Origin of the sequence: Miniphocaeibacter massiliensis, assembly GCF_900232905.1 — a bacterium.
Lineage (GTDB): Bacteria > Bacillota > Clostridia > Tissierellales > Peptoniphilaceae > Miniphocaeibacter > Miniphocaeibacter massiliensis.
The window spans coordinates 290,158-304,465 of record NZ_OCTQ01000003.1 but is presented as its reverse complement, the minus strand read 5'-3'; the positions used below and the strand labels follow the sequence as shown (position 1 = coordinate 304,465).

Below are 14,308 nucleotides of genomic sequence, written 5' to 3'. Positions count from 1 at the left end.
TAGTAAAAGCTCTTTCTGGTTTAGAACGTTTTGGTAATAAAATGCCAGATCCAGCACTGTTGTTTATTGTATTCGGTATAATTATACTTATTATATCTGCAATAGCAGGGAATATGGGATTATCTGTAGTTAATCCTGTATCTGGTGAAACCGTAAAAGCAGTAAGTCTTTTAAACGGAGATGGTATTAGACAAATCGTTACTAATATACTAAATAATTTTGCAGGTTTTGCACCACTTCCATCTGTTATATGCATAATGATGGGGATAGGTGTTGCTGAAGGTAGTGGATTACTTACAGCTGTATTACATAAAACAACTTCAAAATTGCCTAAAAATTTAGTTGTTATCGTACTTATATTCATAGCTATTAACTCAAACTTAGCTTCTGATTCAGGCTTTGTTGTACTTCCACCTATTGCTGCTATGATATTCTTATCTAGAGGCAAACATCCTTACATTGGAATTGCTGCAGTATTTGCAAGCGTAGCAGCAGGATTTAATGCAAACTTGTTTTTATGTACAGGTGATGTTATTTTGGCAGGAATGACTGAAAGCGCTGCTAAAATTATAGAACCTAATATTACAATAAACCCTGCGGTTAATTATTACTTCATGGCTGCTTCTGTTATACCTCTTACATTAATGGGTGCGTGGGTTACTAAAAAGTTTATAGAACCTCGTTTTCCTAATTTAGATGGTATAGAAGTTCATAAAGAACAAATAAATGAATTAACTGAAAAAGAACATAAAGGACTGCGTAATGCTGGAATTGCTACAGTAGTAGTAATTGCAATAATATTAATAGGAATAGTTCCAAAAAATGGTGTACTACGTGATCCTGAAACTGGTGGAATAATTACATCTCCTTTAATTACAGGAATGGTATTTTTCATGACTATCATTTTTCTGATTCCTGGAATTGTATATGGTAAGACTGTCGGAAGTATTAAAAGAGATGTTGATGTTGTACGTCTTGCTGCTGATGGAATAAGTTCAGTTTCTGGATTTATAGTTCTTGCTTTTGTAGCCTCTCAATTTATCGCTTGGTTTGGTTGGAGTAATTTAGGAACTATTATATCTATTGGTGGAGCTGAGTGGCTTCAAAGTGCTGGGTTAACTGGTATTCCACTAGCTATAGGAATTGTAATTCTATGTATGATACTAGATGTGTTCATGGGGAGTCAAACTGCTAAATGGGCTTTAGTTTCAACAATCTTTGTACCTATGTTAATGCTTGTTGATTTCCACCCAGCATACACTCAAATACTTTATCGTATTGGAGATTCTGTCGCTAATCCAATTAGTCCATTGTTTACTTTCTTCCCATTACTAGTTGGTTATCTTAAAAAGTATGATAAAAATGCAGGTATGGGAACAGCTATATCTATTATGCTTCCTTATTCTATAACTTTCCTTATAACATGGTTAGTTATGCTTATAGGTTGGACTCTTTTAAATATTCCACTAGGACCTGGTGGTCCTATTTGGATGTAACTTAAATAAACATATAATCTATTTTTTTATTAACAAACTCAAGGAGGAGTTTTATGAATGAAAAGTTATTAAAAATTTTTAAAGAAAAAATTTCTAAAGAACCTGTTTTAGGAATGTTTATGAAATCTAGTGATCCAGCTTTTATTGAAGCAGCTGGTTATAGTGGCTTAGACTATCTAATTTTGGATATGGAACATGGACCTGTAAATATACAAAAAATGCAAAATAATATAAGGGCTGCTCAAGTTAGTAATACCTTGCCAATTATAAGAGTAGGTTCTTTGGATGAACACACCATTGGGCAAGTTCTAGATATTGGTGCTGCTGGAATACAAATTCCACATGTAAATAATGCAAATTCAATAAAGAAAATAATAGAATTTTCTAGATTTTATCCAAGTGGACATAGAGGAATATGCAGATTTGTCCGTGCAGCTGAGTACTCTTCAAAAAATCAAAGTACATATTTTAAAGATTCTAGTGAAAATCTCATTATAGTACAACTTGAAGGTGTTGAAGCTTTGAACAATTTAGAAGAAATTTTAGATGTTTCTGGTATTGATATTTACTTTATAGGCCCTTACGACTTATCACAAAGTTTAGGTGTTCCTGGAGAAATTTCCAATCCTAAAGTCTTAGATACTATAAAATATATTGTGGATAAAGCAAATAATAAAGGCGCTGTTGTTGGAACCTTTATAGATTCTTTAGATTCACTACACTTTTGGAAAAATTTAGGTATCAAATATCTTGCCTATTCTGTAGATGTTGGTATCTTCGTAGATAGTTGTAAAAGACTAGTTAATGAATTTAATAAAATAAAATAAAAAATAGGGACTATTTAGTAGTCCCTATTTTTTATTTTCTACACAGCTACAGGTATTCCTTTTATTTGTTCACCATGTTTGTAATTTTCTAGTTCAAAATCATATACTGTAAAATCGTAAAAATTCTTTATATCTTTATTAATTCTAAATCTAGGAGCTTCATATTGTTTTCTAGTTATTAGTTCTTTTATTAATGGAATATGTCTATCGTAAATATGTGCATCTGCTATTACATGAACTAACTCACCTACTTCTAACCCTGATACTTGAGCAAACATGTGCAAAAGTACTGCATATTGAACTACATTCCAATTATTTGCCGCTAAAATATCTTGTGAACGTTGATTTAATATTCCATTTAATTTATTTCCAGTTACATTAAACGTCATTGAATATGCACAAGGGTAAAGTTCCATTTCATGTAAATCTTCAAAAGTATAAATATTAGTCATTATTCTACGACTATATGGATTATTTTTTAAATCATATAAAACTCTATCTACTTGATCAAACTCGCCCTCAGCATATTTATGTTTTACACCAAGTTGATATCCATAAGCTTTACCTATAGTCCCATTTTCATCTGTCCAACTATCCCATATTCTACTATTTAAGTCTTCAACTTTATTTGATTTTTTTTGCCAAATCCATAAAATTTCATCTATTGCAGACTTGAATGCCGTTCTTCTCAATGTTAGAATGGGAAATTCCTTTGACAAAACATATCTATTTACAACTCCAAACTTTTTAATAGTATGAGCTGGTGTCCCATCTTCCCATACCGGTCTTACTTTCTGCCCTTCTGAAGAATATCCATTTTCTATAATATCATTGCACATTTCTACAAAAATTTTATCTGCTTTACTCATTTTTCCTCCTTCTATTTATATAAATATGTTATATATTTTACCTTATTTAATCTATTGTACCATTAAGCTTGCCACTACAACTGTCTGTTATTTTTTTCTTTTTATAATAAAAAATAAGACATTCCACTAAAAGCAGAAATTATTAAATTTGTACCCATTAATATACAAACCATATTTACAATATTCAAATTAGTATAATTTACCAACAAATACATAATACCTAGTTCTATTGTCATGACAATTACTGCTATTATTGGTATAAAAGATACTATTTTTCTTTTTTTACGCATTTTTTACCTTATCATTATCTTATTTTTTTACTCTACTGTCTATTATACCTCTTTTTAATACATTTTTTATTCAACTTCCTATTAGTTAATTTTATATAATAAGAAAGTAACTATTCTATTTATAGTTACTTTCTTATTATATATCTATTTATCTATACTCCATTCAACACCATCCCTAGTGTCTTTCAAAGTTATCCCCATAGCTTTTAGTTCATCTCTTATTTCGTCTGCTCTTTGAAAGTTTTTGTCTTTTCTAACTTGCTGTCTTTCTTTAATAAGTTTTTCAACTTGCTCATCTAAACTTTCTTCTTTATTTTCTTTATAAAGTATTCCTATTACATTTGCAAGTTTAATCAATGCGTTATATGCAATTTCTGCTAATTCTTTTGATGAGTTCTCATCTACATTACTATTTGAAAATTTAACTAGTTCATATATAGAAGATATTGCATCGGCTGTATTTAAATCATCATCCATTGCCGTTTCAAAACTTTTTACTATTTCTTCTATTTTAAAAACTTTTTCTTTTTCTTCTTCTTTTAATTTACCTGTTGCTTTATTTAATAATTTTCCTAAATTTTTCTTTCCATTATAAAGTCTTTCTAAACCATTTTTAGTTTGTTCCATAACTTCTTCACTAAAATTTATGGGCTTTCTGTAGTGAACTGAAAGCAACCAAAATCTAACTACTTCTAAATCAAACAATTTTTTTATGTCATTTAATAAAAAGAAATTTCCTTTTGATTTGCTCATTTTTTCATTATCTACTGTAATCATTGAGTTGTGCATCCAATAATTTGCAAATTTTTCATCATGTAAAGTTTCTGATTGAGCTATTTCATTTTCATGATGTGGAAACTGTAAATCTTCTCCCCCTGCATGAATGTCTATTGTATCTCCAAGTATAGACTGTGCCATTACTGAACACTCCAAGTGCCAACCTGGTCGTCCCATTCCCCATGGTGATTCCCATGCTGGTTCAGTTTCTTCTTTTCTTTTTTTCCAAAGGGCAAAATCCATTGGATTCTTTTTCTCTTCTGTAACAGAAATTCTAGCTCCTGCTTGAAGTTCTTCTATATTCTTTTTAGATAACTTCCCATAATCTTTAGCTTTTGAAACATCAAAATAAACATCGCCATCTACATTATAAGCTGCACCTTTTTTTTCAAGTCCTGATACAAAGTCTATCATAGGAATAATGTATTCTGTTGCCTTTGGATGAATTGTAGAATCTTCTAAAAAATTTAATTCTCTTGAATTATCTAAATATGCATTTATATATTTTTTAGTTATTTCAGTAAATTCTACCCCTTCTTCTTTTGCTTTATTTATTATTTTATCGTCAATATCTGTAAAATTGCTAACGTATTTTACATCATATCCTTTATATACAAAATATCTTCTAAGTGTATCAAACACTACCATCGGTCTTGCATTTCCAACATGTATAAAATTATATACCGTTGGCCCACATACATAAATACCAACTTTACCTTCTTCTATTGGTTTAAACTCTTCTTTTTGTCTTGTTAATGTATTATATATTTTCACTATTTTCCTCCTTATATTAAATTTAATCTTTTCCTTGTCCATATCTTAATAATATATTTTCTTTCTCAATATCCAAATACAGTTAATTCTTTCAAAACTACTTAATACCTTTATATTATAAAATTGTAATAGAAGGTCATTAGCCAAATCATAGATTCGAACTTCACTGTATTTGACCTACAACGGAGCTAAAGTTCCTGTTATTTCAATAAAAAATTCGCCTCTCGCTTATACAAGAGACGAATTAATATCCGTGGTTCCACTCTAATTGATATAATTAAATATCCACTTAATAGTTTTAACGGTTCTGCCGTGATTTATTAAATCATTAATACTTGGCGCACAAGCTAATATTACATGGATTTTTCACCAACCAATCCCTCTCTAAATGTATTTCTTAGTTTTTTCCCAGTATATTTATTACGCTATTTTAAAGTCGTTTAATCTTTTTAATAGACCTTCTTTCCCTAATATTTGAATTACATTTACTAGTTCTGGTCCATGAACATTTCCTGTTAATATTGCCCTTACTGGCATAAATAAGTTTTTACCTTTTACTCCAGTAGCTTTTTGAATCTTTTTCATTATAGTTTTTGAAAACTCTTCATCTACTTCTTCAACTTGTTCTAGTTCATTTTTAAATGCTTCTATTAAAGATGGAACTTGTTCTCCACTAGCCATTTCTTTTGCATCTTCTTCAATAATTTCTACTTTATCTACAAATAAAAATTCTGATTGTTCTACTATATCAGATAATTTTGAAATTGACTCTTGGAAAGTTGAAGTTATTAGCTCCAATCTTTCTTCTTGAATATCATCATTTATAAAACCAACTTCCAATAAATATGGTTTTACCATTTCTGCAAGCTTGGGTAATTCTAATGCTCTTATATAGTGTCCATTTACCCAGTCTAATTTTTCTTTGTCAAAAACTCCACCTGATTTTGAAACTCTATCAAAAGTAAATTGTTTTATTAACTCATCCATACTTAAAATTTCTTCGTTGCTTTCTGGTGACCAACCTACTAATGCCAAATAGTTTATTAAACCTTCTGGTAAATATCCCATTTTTCTAAAATCAGCTACTGAAACATCATCATTTCTTTTTGAAAGTTTTTTACCTGACTTATTTAATACCGTTGGTAAATGAACATACTCTGGAGCATTCCAGCCAAAAGCTTCATATAAATAAACGTGTTTTGGAGTTGAAGGTAACCACTCATCTCCTCTTACTACATGAGTTATTCCCATTTCATGGTCATCTACTACTACTGCAAAATGATATGTCGGAAAACCATCACTTTTAATTAAAACTTGATCATCCATATCATTAGTGTTTATTGTTACATTGCCTTTTATTGCATCGTGAAACGTTATATCTTTATTAGCAGGCAGTTTCATTCTTACTACATATTTTTCTCCTGCTGCCACTCTTTTTTTAGCTTCTTCTAGTGAAATACCTCTGCATAGTCCATCATACTTAGGTACCATTCCATCTGCTTTTTGTTGTTCCCTTAAATTGTCTAGTCTTTCTTGTGAACAAAAACAATAATATGCTTTGTCTTCTTCTAATAATTTATCTATATATTTATTATAAATTCCTTTTTCTACTCTTTCAGACTGAATATAAGGTGTACATTCTCCTTTATTTACTGGAGTTTCTTCTTCATTTAGAACAACACCTTCATCTACTACTATACCTGCCCACTCTAATTCTTTTAATAAATTTTCTATGGCACCTTCAACATATCTTGTTCTGTCTGTATCTTCTATTCTCAATAAAAATTTTCCACCTGTTTGTCTTGCATAAAGATAGTTATATAAAGCTGTTCTTAATCCTCCTATATGCAAATATCCCGTTGGACTTGGTGCAAAACGCAGTCTATTTTCTCCCATTAAATTCTCCTTTTCGTTTCTTATAATCTGAAAATAATCATATAGTAATAGTTTATCATTAATGGCTATTTTTGCAATTAATCTGCACTAAAACTTTAGCTTTTTTGTAATAATTAAAGGCTTTATTATATGATAAAATTTACTTATTAGGAGGTTAATATGACATTTTTAGGTTTAATGCTAATTATTATAGGTCTTTTTTCTATAATTGAAGTTTTTACAAATATAAATTTATGGTTTCAATTCACTGATTTTTGGCCATTACTTTTAATTGTTTATGGTATTTACAAATTAATTAAACATAGAAAAGCAAAAGTAAGTTCGTTTTTAATAATTGCTATTGGAATTATATTCCAACTAGATAAACTAGGACTACTAACACCGAAATTATCTACTATAATTTGGGCTTCTACTCTTATAATTATTGGAATTATATTAATAATTCCCGACAAAGCTAAAAAGAAGTTTCAAGAAATGAAAAAAAATAATACAACCAACTTTAACAAAGAAAACAATTCAAACAAAAACCACCATAACAAAGAAAATTACTATGACGAAGTTAATGATGATTATGATGTAAATAATAAGCAAAAAAAATATGATTTTTCAAATATGAACTCTACTAATAATTCTTACTATAATACAACATCTGAAAAAACTGCTTATGAACCAAATTTCAACAATACTCAAGATGATATTTTTACTGAAATAGGAAGTAATTTAATAGACTTATCATATATATTCAGTAATAATAAAATAAAAATTAGAAGTTCTTCTTTTTCTGGCGGAGATATTTCTACTACATTTGGTCAAACTATATTAGACTTGAGAAGAGTTTATCCTGCTTCAAAAATTATAGAGATTTACTGTAACGTCTATGTTAGTAATTTAGAATTATTATTACCTTATAATTGGAATTATGAAATTATCGGAAAAACTACTGATATACACACTGTTGAAGATGCAGAATGTACTGTTAGAATTTTTTACAAAAATATACTTGGTGAAATAATAATAAATCAATAAACTTAATTTAAATTAAAAAGCTTAGACTATTCTGCCTAAGCTTTTTTGCTATATACAACAGCTTAATTTGTACTTATAAATTTAAACTAGAAATACCACTAACAAAACTCCATACAATATTTTTACAATTTTAACATAACAGTTAAAAAACTTTTAAATAATTTTATTCTATAACCATAGAAATTCTCTTGCTCATTATTTTAATAAATATTCATATTCTATTACTGATTCTTTGTTTACCTCTATTTTTTCAACATATATTCTATCTACTAACGTCTCAAATTCATAATTAAAATTCTCGAGTTTTTTATAAACAATTTCTAATTCATCTTCCGTTTCAAACTTCCCCATAGTTAAATGAGTATTGTAATCTTCTACGCTTTTAAAACTTTTTGTTTTTTTGTGATTGTATAAATTATTATGTATTTTAATTAATTTATCTTTTCCTAATATCTAGTTCAAAAACAAATAATTCCCATATTTATTGATTGATTTACTAACTCCTCTAAGTTTTATTAATAAAGTTTTTTCATTCTTAATTGTTTCATCTATTATATCTACAATCTCTTCTTTAGTTAGATTACTTTCAAAAGGAAACATTAATGTTATATGAGGATTTATTAATCCAAATAGCGGATCATACTCTTTTCTTATATTTTCAATGCTATTTATATTCTTGAATTTTGGCAATATTATTATTGATCTATACATTTATATCATGCTCCATAAATAATTTAAAGTTATGTTATATACAAATAATATCTTATATCTCTTTTTATGGCAATTTAATAAAAACTTATAATTTAATTATATGATATTATTTATATATAATAATTAAAAATAGGAGGATTTCATGGTCCATTTAGTATATTGTGACAATAAAGAAAAAGTATTAGAAAAAAATTTTAAGTGGTGATAAAACTACGGTAATTAGAGGAGCTGTAGCTAAAAAAATTTCCACAGTAGAGTTTTTGAAAAAGAAATACTATACTTTATGGAAAAGGGTTCTAAAAAATAACTGCAAAAACAATTGTAGATAGCATACAAAATTATGTAAAACTTTCAGATATAGAGATTAATGAAATAATAGAAGAAAACCAATCCAGACTTAATCTGTCCGATACAAAGAAAAAAAGATGGCATAAAAAATATCTTTGTTTAGTAGGTTTTAATAACGTTGAAAATATATCTCCATTAGATTTTAATCATCAAAATAATATGGATGACTGGTTGATTTTAGAAAAAATAGAAGATGTCGTTATTGTAACAAGTATCCCTTACAATTACAGTAAGACAAAATTAAAATAAAAAAACCTCTCTTACGAGTGGTTTTTTTATTTCTTATGGCAAACATATTCTATAAAGATAACCATATAAGTCTATCAAATAACAAGCGTAGTAATTTTCATGATAATTAGATATATATTATCATATTCCATGATCTTTAGCTCTATTTTTACTACTATTAGATTGCTTAATAGTCATAAATGTTAGTTAAGGATTTCTTCCTAAAGACGAAAAGCAACCAACGCGATTAGGACTACACCTATCAATATGCTAATTCTCGCGGGTAAGTGTTTTTTTCCATATAACACCGCTTGCACAATACACAAAACTAACATACCCCCAGCAAATAGTCCCGAAAATATGATTTTAGTAGAATAGTTTTTATAAATTGTAAATGCTGCAAGAAGTGCAAGAAATCCCAAAACAATAGATACCAAAATTTTATTTATCCACGCTTTGTCACTAGCAAATGCTGGAAAATCACCATGAAACTTCTTGGCTGCCCTCAAACCTTTACCGCTCATCAATCTAATAATAAAGAATGAATTTGCTCCAACTTCTACTAAGCCAACAATTAACATAACTACCATTGTTATTTTCATTTTACATATCCTTTCTGTCCAAATTATTTATAATTGTAATTAAATAATTATGAAGATTATCAATATCAGAATCTGACAACCCATCTAATGCAACTTGATTAACATCTTCTGCTAGTATAGATACTTCATTAATAATTTCAAATGTACCTGGTAATATTTTTACAATGTAACTTCTACGGTCATTTTCACATAGTTCCTTTTGTACTAATTCTTTTGATATTAACTTGTCAATAATAGTTCCACAAGTGGCTCTATCCATGTTTGTTTTTTCAGCTATTTCAGCTTGTGATAATCTATTTTCTTTAAATAATAGCTTTAAGACTGCCCATTGTGATGTAGTGATATTATAATGTTTAATTTCAATATCAAGTTTTCTTTTTATACATCTTGCACACGTATTTAAAAGATAACCTAAAGACTGTTGAATATCCATTAAAATCCTCCCGAGAATATAATATGTATACTTATTATTTGTATACATATTATATTTTATTATATAGTTTTGTCAAGTTAATTTGTTGTATATTAAAAAATCTCATGTAAATATAAACAACACCATAGATTTCATAACAAGTCCATGGCATAATCAATAACAAAAAGGATATTGGTATTTTACATCCCCTTTGTTTAAATATTTAGTTCTTAGTCCCTTCTATTATTCCCTTCCAAAATGAAAACATTAATTTTACTGTATTTTTCTTTATTTTCCTACGTCGCACCGAAATAGTAACCTTGTTTTTAATTTTTATTGAAATACTATCTTCTTTAGTTATGACATACACATTCTATTGGATATCCTTCTAAATCTATCAAATAGCAAGCATAATAGTTTTCATGGTAATAAGGTCTATACCCTGGTTCTCCATCATCTTTTGCCCCCATTTTCATACCTATTTCATAAAATTCTTTTACTTGCTTATGATTCCTTGCCTGAAATGCAAAATGATATTTAGTAGGTTTGCCAATACTAAAATAAATATCTCCACCTGGAGCACTACTAATATTATCTGAAAAACTAACAATATATTCATTTTCAAATTTTATTTTATATCCCAAAGGTTTTAAAATACTACTATAAAACTTCTTAGTTTTCTCTAAATCAATAACTCTAATATCAATATGATTTATCATAAAATTCTCCCAAATATTTTTCTACAGATCTATTCATTTCTTTTGAAAATTCAGAATTATATTTTCTTTTACAAAATGCTTTTATCCATTTTTCAAACCCAACTGTCTTTAAATTATGTTTTACTAGTTCTTCTAGTTTTTCATTTTTCAATTCATTATACTTATCTTTATGAACTATTAAGTCTAAGCTAGGTCTTTTTGGCTTACTTCTATTTTTTTGATTTTCAGTTGGATATCCATAAACTATCATCGTTACTGGTACTACATGCCTAGGTATATTTAAAAGCTCTTTTACATCTTCATAATTTTCTAAAATATCTCCAATGTAACAAGATCCTATTCCAAAACTCTCTGCTGCAACTACTGTGTTTTGAGCTGCTATTACTGTGTCTGAAACCGATAATAAAAAATCTCCTACTCCTAAGCTTCTTGGATCGCATTTACCATGTTTGTATAAATCGTACCATTTCTTATAGTCTGAACAAAATACAAGAACCATAGCAGCCTCTTTTATAAATGGTTGATTATCACAAAGAACAGACAATTTTTCTTTAATCTTTTTATTTTCAACATCTATAATAGTATATATTTGTTGATTTCCTGCTGATGGTGCTTGAATAGCAGATTCCAAAATCACACGCTTTATATTATCTGATATATTTTTTTCTAAATATTTTCTTACCGATTTCCTATTATTTATCTGACTTATTATTTCATTCATTTTCTATAGGTATGATTCCAAATACTTTAATTCTGATGACTCTATATTAATTTTTTTTAAATTTTCAATGATTTTTCTTCTCTTAGGTACAGAATCTGTAGCCTTTGATGTTGCAATAACCCCATAGATAGTATTTGTAAATTCTTCATAAGGTAAGCTCAATCCCATATCGTCTTCTTCCCAAGAAGATAGCATTCTTGTACTAGGACAAAGTGCAGATATATTCATTGAACCTGTTAAATAAGGTGTTACTGTTAATTCAGAGCAAATTGCTTGCATAGCTCCATAATCTATTTCTGGCTTAATACCCTTGTGGTAAACATAGCCTTGAGTTAATCTCATAATTACATATGGTCTATCTATTATCATAACAACATCAGGCACTATATCCTTAAATTCTGTTAATGGACCAGTAACTACACCATAAGTAGTTCCCATATCGTCATGTAAACTTTTTATACTTTTTCTCATGCGTTTTGCTGAAGGTGCTGTAGCATAAAGATTATAAGAAAAGTATTCTGTGCCATTTTCTATATGTGCATTACTAGGTTCTAATGCTAAAGCAGTAGTTCCTCCATCACACATATGATGTTCTAACTTAGATTTTTTTATACTTCCATTACCAGCATCTCTTATAATTTGACAGTAAGATTGCTTTCTTTCTGGTTCATCAATTTTGTAACTGTCATAGGATTCTTTATCATATACAATTTTAACACCTATGATTTTTCTCTTTAATTCTAAAATCACTTCTGCAATATCATTATAATCTTTAATTAAGTTAAAATCATAAGGTATTCCAGGACTATCAACATTTTTTTTCTTATAAATATATGGCATTTATATCCCCCTTTTATTCATTGATAAAGAAAATTTAAACAATCCAAAATGTATTGTTATGTATAGCAAAATTATAATAGCTATAAGGCTAACTAATAATACTATTGTATCTCTTTTTTTCCAACTTGTTATCTTGTAATATGTTCTATTATTTCCACTTGAAAAAGCTCTTGTATCCATTGCTATTGCCACTCTTTCTCTTTTCTCATCGCGGAAACTCAAAGTGGTATAAGATATCTTGGTGTATATATAATATTTAGAAAAACATTATTACTACTTCCAAGTCCTCTTGATTCATGAGCTATTCTAATTTTTTCTAATTCCTCTCCAAATGTTGGAACAAATCTGTACGCCGCTAGAAAAGCATAGCATAACCTTATATGGAAAGTGCCACTGATGGATTAACCTCAAAACTAAATCTACAGAATCAGTTGTTACAATAAATATTAAAGTTATATAAGCAAAAGTTATCATTCTAAACCCTAATGAAAATACAAGTTCTATGTCCATTTTAGAAATTCCAATATTAAAAATTTGATACTCGCCTTCTTTTCCAAATCCTCTTGTTATCAACAGAAAAATAACTAGTAATATAGATGATAAGATTATTCCCTTTAACCTAAAAAATAAGTTAGGTACTGATAAATTTCTCTCTAGTAAAATTATTACTATGGTTAGTAAAACAAAATTTATAGGTGTAAATACTAGATCATAGCTAAATGTTATTGGTATAAATAACATAATCATTATCCAAATCTTTGTTGTTGGGTTTAACTTATCAAGAAATAAGTTCATATACATCCTCCTTATTACGAACAATCATCTCTTTTTCTAGTATTTTACTAATATCTTTAGATATTTCAAACCAATAAGGTATATTTAATTTAGATTTAGAAATAATATATTCATTACTAAATAATTCTTCTGGAGTACCATCAAATATAATTTCTCCTTCTTTTAGTACAACTGTTCTATTACAAAATTCCCATACAAGTCCCATATCATGTGTTGAAAGGACTATTGTCATTCCTTGTTCTTGAAGCTTTTTTATCTGCTACATCATTTTATTAGTATTTCTTTTATCTTGCCCATATGTTGGTTCATCTAAATATAATAGTTTTTGACCTGATACTAATACTGAAACTACAGAGAGTCTTCTTTTTTCACCTTGACTAATTAAAAAAGGATTTAAATCCTTTACCTCTGTTAGATCAAAAATATCTAAATATTCTAAGATTATTTTCTCTTTTTCCTTTTTTGAATAATTGTATTTTTTTTAATCCTAATCCTATTTCATCATAAACTGTTAAAGTAATAAATTGTAGTTCAGGATTTTGAAAAGATATCCCAACTCGCTCCCAAAATTTTCCTTTTTTAATCTTTTTTATGTCTTTTCCTAAAAAATTGATTTTGCCTTCATATCTCTTATTTAGTCCTAATAAAGTATTAAAAAGTGTGCTCTTTCCTGCACCGTTATGTCCAATAATAGCTAAACTATCTCCTTCTCTTATTTCCAAATTCAAATTATTGAATATTTTATGTTTATTATATGAAAAACCTATGTTTTTGGCTTCTACAATAAGATTAGTATTGCAGTTTGTATTTTTTAGATTATTACTATTTCCATTTAATGGTAATTTTTCAATAATATGTTCTAGAACTTCTTCTCTATTGTATAAAAAAACTTCTTCTTTTAATCCTTTTGAATAGTTTATACTTTCTGACATATTTATTTGTAGATTATTATCTGTATTAATCAAAAATTTTAATCC

Annotated in this window: 17 protein-coding genes and 2 pseudogenes; 3 read left to right on the top strand and 16 right to left on the bottom strand. The window is 28.0% G+C overall.

Annotated elements, in window-relative coordinates; all coding sequences use genetic code 11:
- Positions 1-23: 23 nt before the first annotated feature.
- Together CS899_RS07755 and CS899_RS07750 are read left to right on the top strand one after the other, a co-directional pair.
- Positions 24-1,496: pseudogene (locus tag CS899_RS07755) on the top strand (AbgT family transporter); the annotation flags it as partial.
- Positions 1,497-1,549: 53 nt separating this feature from the next.
- Positions 1,550-2,323: an HpcH/HpaI aldolase family protein gene (locus tag CS899_RS07750; RefSeq protein ID WP_100065616.1), complete on the top strand. Its 774-nt coding sequence runs from the start codon at positions 1,550-1,552 to the stop codon at positions 2,321-2,323.
- Between the two features lie 38 nt (positions 2,324-2,361).
- Here the strand turns inward: CS899_RS07750 and thyA are convergent, their stop codons facing one another.
- The 4 genes from thyA to gltX form a co-directional block, all read right to left on the bottom strand.
- Complete coding sequence (thyA, locus tag CS899_RS07745) at positions 2,362-3,192, bottom strand: thymidylate synthase (RefSeq protein ID WP_100065615.1); 831 nt, start codon at positions 3,190-3,192, stop codon at positions 2,362-2,364.
- Between the two features lie 101 nt (positions 3,193-3,293).
- Positions 3,294-3,482, bottom strand: coding sequence for a hypothetical protein (locus tag CS899_RS07740; protein ID WP_100065614.1), 189 nt, complete (start codon positions 3,480-3,482; stop codon positions 3,294-3,296).
- A gap of 144 nt (positions 3,483-3,626) precedes the next feature.
- Positions 3,627-5,033: a cysteine--tRNA ligase gene (gene cysS / locus CS899_RS07735; protein WP_100065613.1), complete on the bottom strand. Its 1,407-nt coding sequence runs from the start codon at positions 5,031-5,033 to the stop codon at positions 3,627-3,629.
- Between the two features lie 420 nt (positions 5,034-5,453).
- A complete protein-coding gene (gene gltX / locus CS899_RS07730) occupies positions 5,454-6,929 on the bottom strand; it encodes a glutamate--tRNA ligase (RefSeq protein WP_100065612.1) in 1,476 nt (491 codons plus the stop codon).
- Positions 6,930-7,088: 159 nt separating this feature from the next.
- Here gltX and CS899_RS07725 point away from each other — a divergent pair, with 159 nt between their 5' ends.
- Positions 7,089-7,955 carry a LiaF transmembrane domain-containing protein gene (locus CS899_RS07725; protein ID WP_100065611.1) on the top strand — a complete coding sequence of 289 codons (867 nt, stop codon included), beginning with the start codon at positions 7,089-7,091 and terminating at the stop codon, positions 7,953-7,955.
- Between the two features lie 195 nt (positions 7,956-8,150).
- On the opposite strand, the pseudogene CS899_RS11165 reads toward CS899_RS07725, so the two are convergent.
- From CS899_RS11165 to CS899_RS11085, 12 genes and pseudogenes are all read right to left on the bottom strand, one after another.
- Positions 8,151-8,666: pseudogene (locus CS899_RS11165) on the bottom strand (2'-5' RNA ligase family protein).
- Positions 8,667-9,463: 797 nt separating this feature from the next.
- On the bottom strand, positions 9,464-9,844 hold the full coding sequence (locus tag CS899_RS07710) for a hypothetical protein (RefSeq protein ID WP_100065609.1): 381 nt from the start codon (positions 9,842-9,844) through the stop codon (positions 9,464-9,466).
- 1 nt (position 9,845) lies between these two features.
- Positions 9,846-10,277, bottom strand: a complete 432-nt coding sequence (locus CS899_RS07705) for a MarR family winged helix-turn-helix transcriptional regulator (protein WP_100065608.1) — start codon at positions 10,275-10,277, stop codon at positions 9,846-9,848.
- A gap of 332 nt (positions 10,278-10,609) precedes the next feature.
- On the bottom strand, positions 10,610-10,975 hold the full coding sequence (locus tag CS899_RS07700) for a VOC family protein (RefSeq protein ID WP_100065607.1): 366 nt from the start codon (positions 10,973-10,975) through the stop codon (positions 10,610-10,612).
- Positions 10,959-11,696, bottom strand: a complete 738-nt coding sequence (locus tag CS899_RS07695) for a nitroreductase family protein (RefSeq protein ID WP_100065606.1) — start codon at positions 11,694-11,696, stop codon at positions 10,959-10,961. Before CS899_RS07695 ends, CS899_RS07700 begins: the two co-directional genes overlap by 17 nt.
- A gap of 3 nt (positions 11,697-11,699) precedes the next feature.
- Positions 11,700-12,536, bottom strand: coding sequence for a DUF169 domain-containing protein (locus tag CS899_RS07690; protein WP_100065605.1), 837 nt, complete (start codon positions 12,534-12,536; stop codon positions 11,700-11,702).
- A complete protein-coding gene (locus CS899_RS07685; RefSeq protein ID WP_100065604.1) occupies positions 12,537-12,728 on the bottom strand; it encodes a hypothetical protein in 192 nt (63 codons plus the stop codon).
- A 26-nt stretch (positions 12,729-12,754) separates the two neighbouring features.
- Positions 12,755-12,916: an energy-coupling factor transporter transmembrane component T gene (locus tag CS899_RS11160; RefSeq protein WP_422879623.1), complete on the bottom strand. Its 162-nt coding sequence runs from the start codon at positions 12,914-12,916 to the stop codon at positions 12,755-12,757.
- On the bottom strand, positions 12,843-13,331 hold the full coding sequence (locus tag CS899_RS07680; RefSeq protein ID WP_100065603.1) for a CbiQ family ECF transporter T component: 489 nt from the start codon (positions 13,329-13,331) through the stop codon (positions 12,843-12,845). The genes CS899_RS11160 and CS899_RS07680 overlap by 74 nt, the downstream gene beginning before the upstream one ends.
- Positions 13,315-13,563, bottom strand: a complete 249-nt coding sequence (locus tag CS899_RS07675) for a hypothetical protein (RefSeq protein WP_100065602.1) — start codon at positions 13,561-13,563, stop codon at positions 13,315-13,317. Before CS899_RS07675 ends, CS899_RS07680 begins: the two co-directional genes overlap by 17 nt.
- A gap of 27 nt (positions 13,564-13,590) precedes the next feature.
- Positions 13,591-13,755 carry an ATP-binding cassette domain-containing protein gene (locus CS899_RS11155; RefSeq protein ID WP_422879622.1) on the bottom strand — a complete coding sequence of 55 codons (165 nt, stop codon included), beginning with the start codon at positions 13,753-13,755 and terminating at the stop codon, positions 13,591-13,593.
- Entirely contained in the window at positions 13,748-14,263 is a 516-nt protein-coding gene (locus tag CS899_RS11085) for an ATP-binding cassette domain-containing protein (protein WP_277985537.1), read from the bottom strand. Before CS899_RS11085 ends, CS899_RS11155 begins: the two co-directional genes overlap by 8 nt.
- Positions 14,264-14,308 lie beyond the last annotated feature (45 nt).

What these genes read in the sequence shown, in the direction of transcription:
- CS899_RS07750 (WP_100065616.1), top strand. Translation starts at nt 1,550, where the DNA reads ATGAATGAAAAGTTATTAAAAATTTTTAAAGAAAAAATTTCTAAAGAA.
- thyA (WP_100065615.1), bottom strand. Translation starts at nt 3,192, where the DNA reads ATGAGTAAAGCAGATAAAATTTTTGTAGAAATGTGCAATGATATTATA.
- CS899_RS07740 (WP_100065614.1), bottom strand. Translation starts at nt 3,482, where the DNA reads ATGCGTAAAAAAAGAAAAATAGTATCTTTTATACCAATAATAGCAGTA.
- gltX (WP_100065612.1), bottom strand. Translation starts at nt 6,929, where the DNA reads ATGGGAGAAAATAGACTGCGTTTTGCACCAAGTCCAACGGGATATTTG.
- CS899_RS07725 (WP_100065611.1), top strand. Translation starts at nt 7,089, where the DNA reads ATGACATTTTTAGGTTTAATGCTAATTATTATAGGTCTTTTTTCTATA.
- CS899_RS07710 (WP_100065609.1), bottom strand. Translation starts at nt 9,844, where the DNA reads ATGAAAATAACAATGGTAGTTATGTTAATTGTTGGCTTAGTAGAAGTT.
- CS899_RS07705 (WP_100065608.1), bottom strand. Translation starts at nt 10,277, where the DNA reads ATGGATATTCAACAGTCTTTAGGTTATCTTTTAAATACGTGTGCAAGA.
- CS899_RS07700 (WP_100065607.1), bottom strand. Translation starts at nt 10,975, where the DNA reads ATGATAAATCATATTGATATTAGAGTTATTGATTTAGAGAAAACTAAG.
- CS899_RS07695 (WP_100065606.1), bottom strand. Translation starts at nt 11,696, where the DNA reads ATGAATGAAATAATAAGTCAGATAAATAATAGGAAATCGGTAAGAAAA.
- CS899_RS07690 (WP_100065605.1), bottom strand. Translation starts at nt 12,536, where the DNA reads ATGCCATATATTTATAAGAAAAAAAATGTTGATAGTCCTGGAATACCT.
- CS899_RS07680 (WP_100065603.1), bottom strand. Translation starts at nt 13,331, where the DNA reads ATGAACTTATTTCTTGATAAGTTAAACCCAACAACAAAGATTTGGATA.
- CS899_RS07675 (WP_100065602.1), bottom strand. Translation starts at nt 13,563, where the DNA reads ATGACAATAGTCCTTTCAACACATGATATGGGACTTGTATGGGAATTT.
- CS899_RS11085 (WP_277985537.1), bottom strand. Translation starts at nt 14,263, where the DNA reads ATGTCAGAAAGTATAAACTATTCAAAAGGATTAAAAGAAGAAGTTTTT.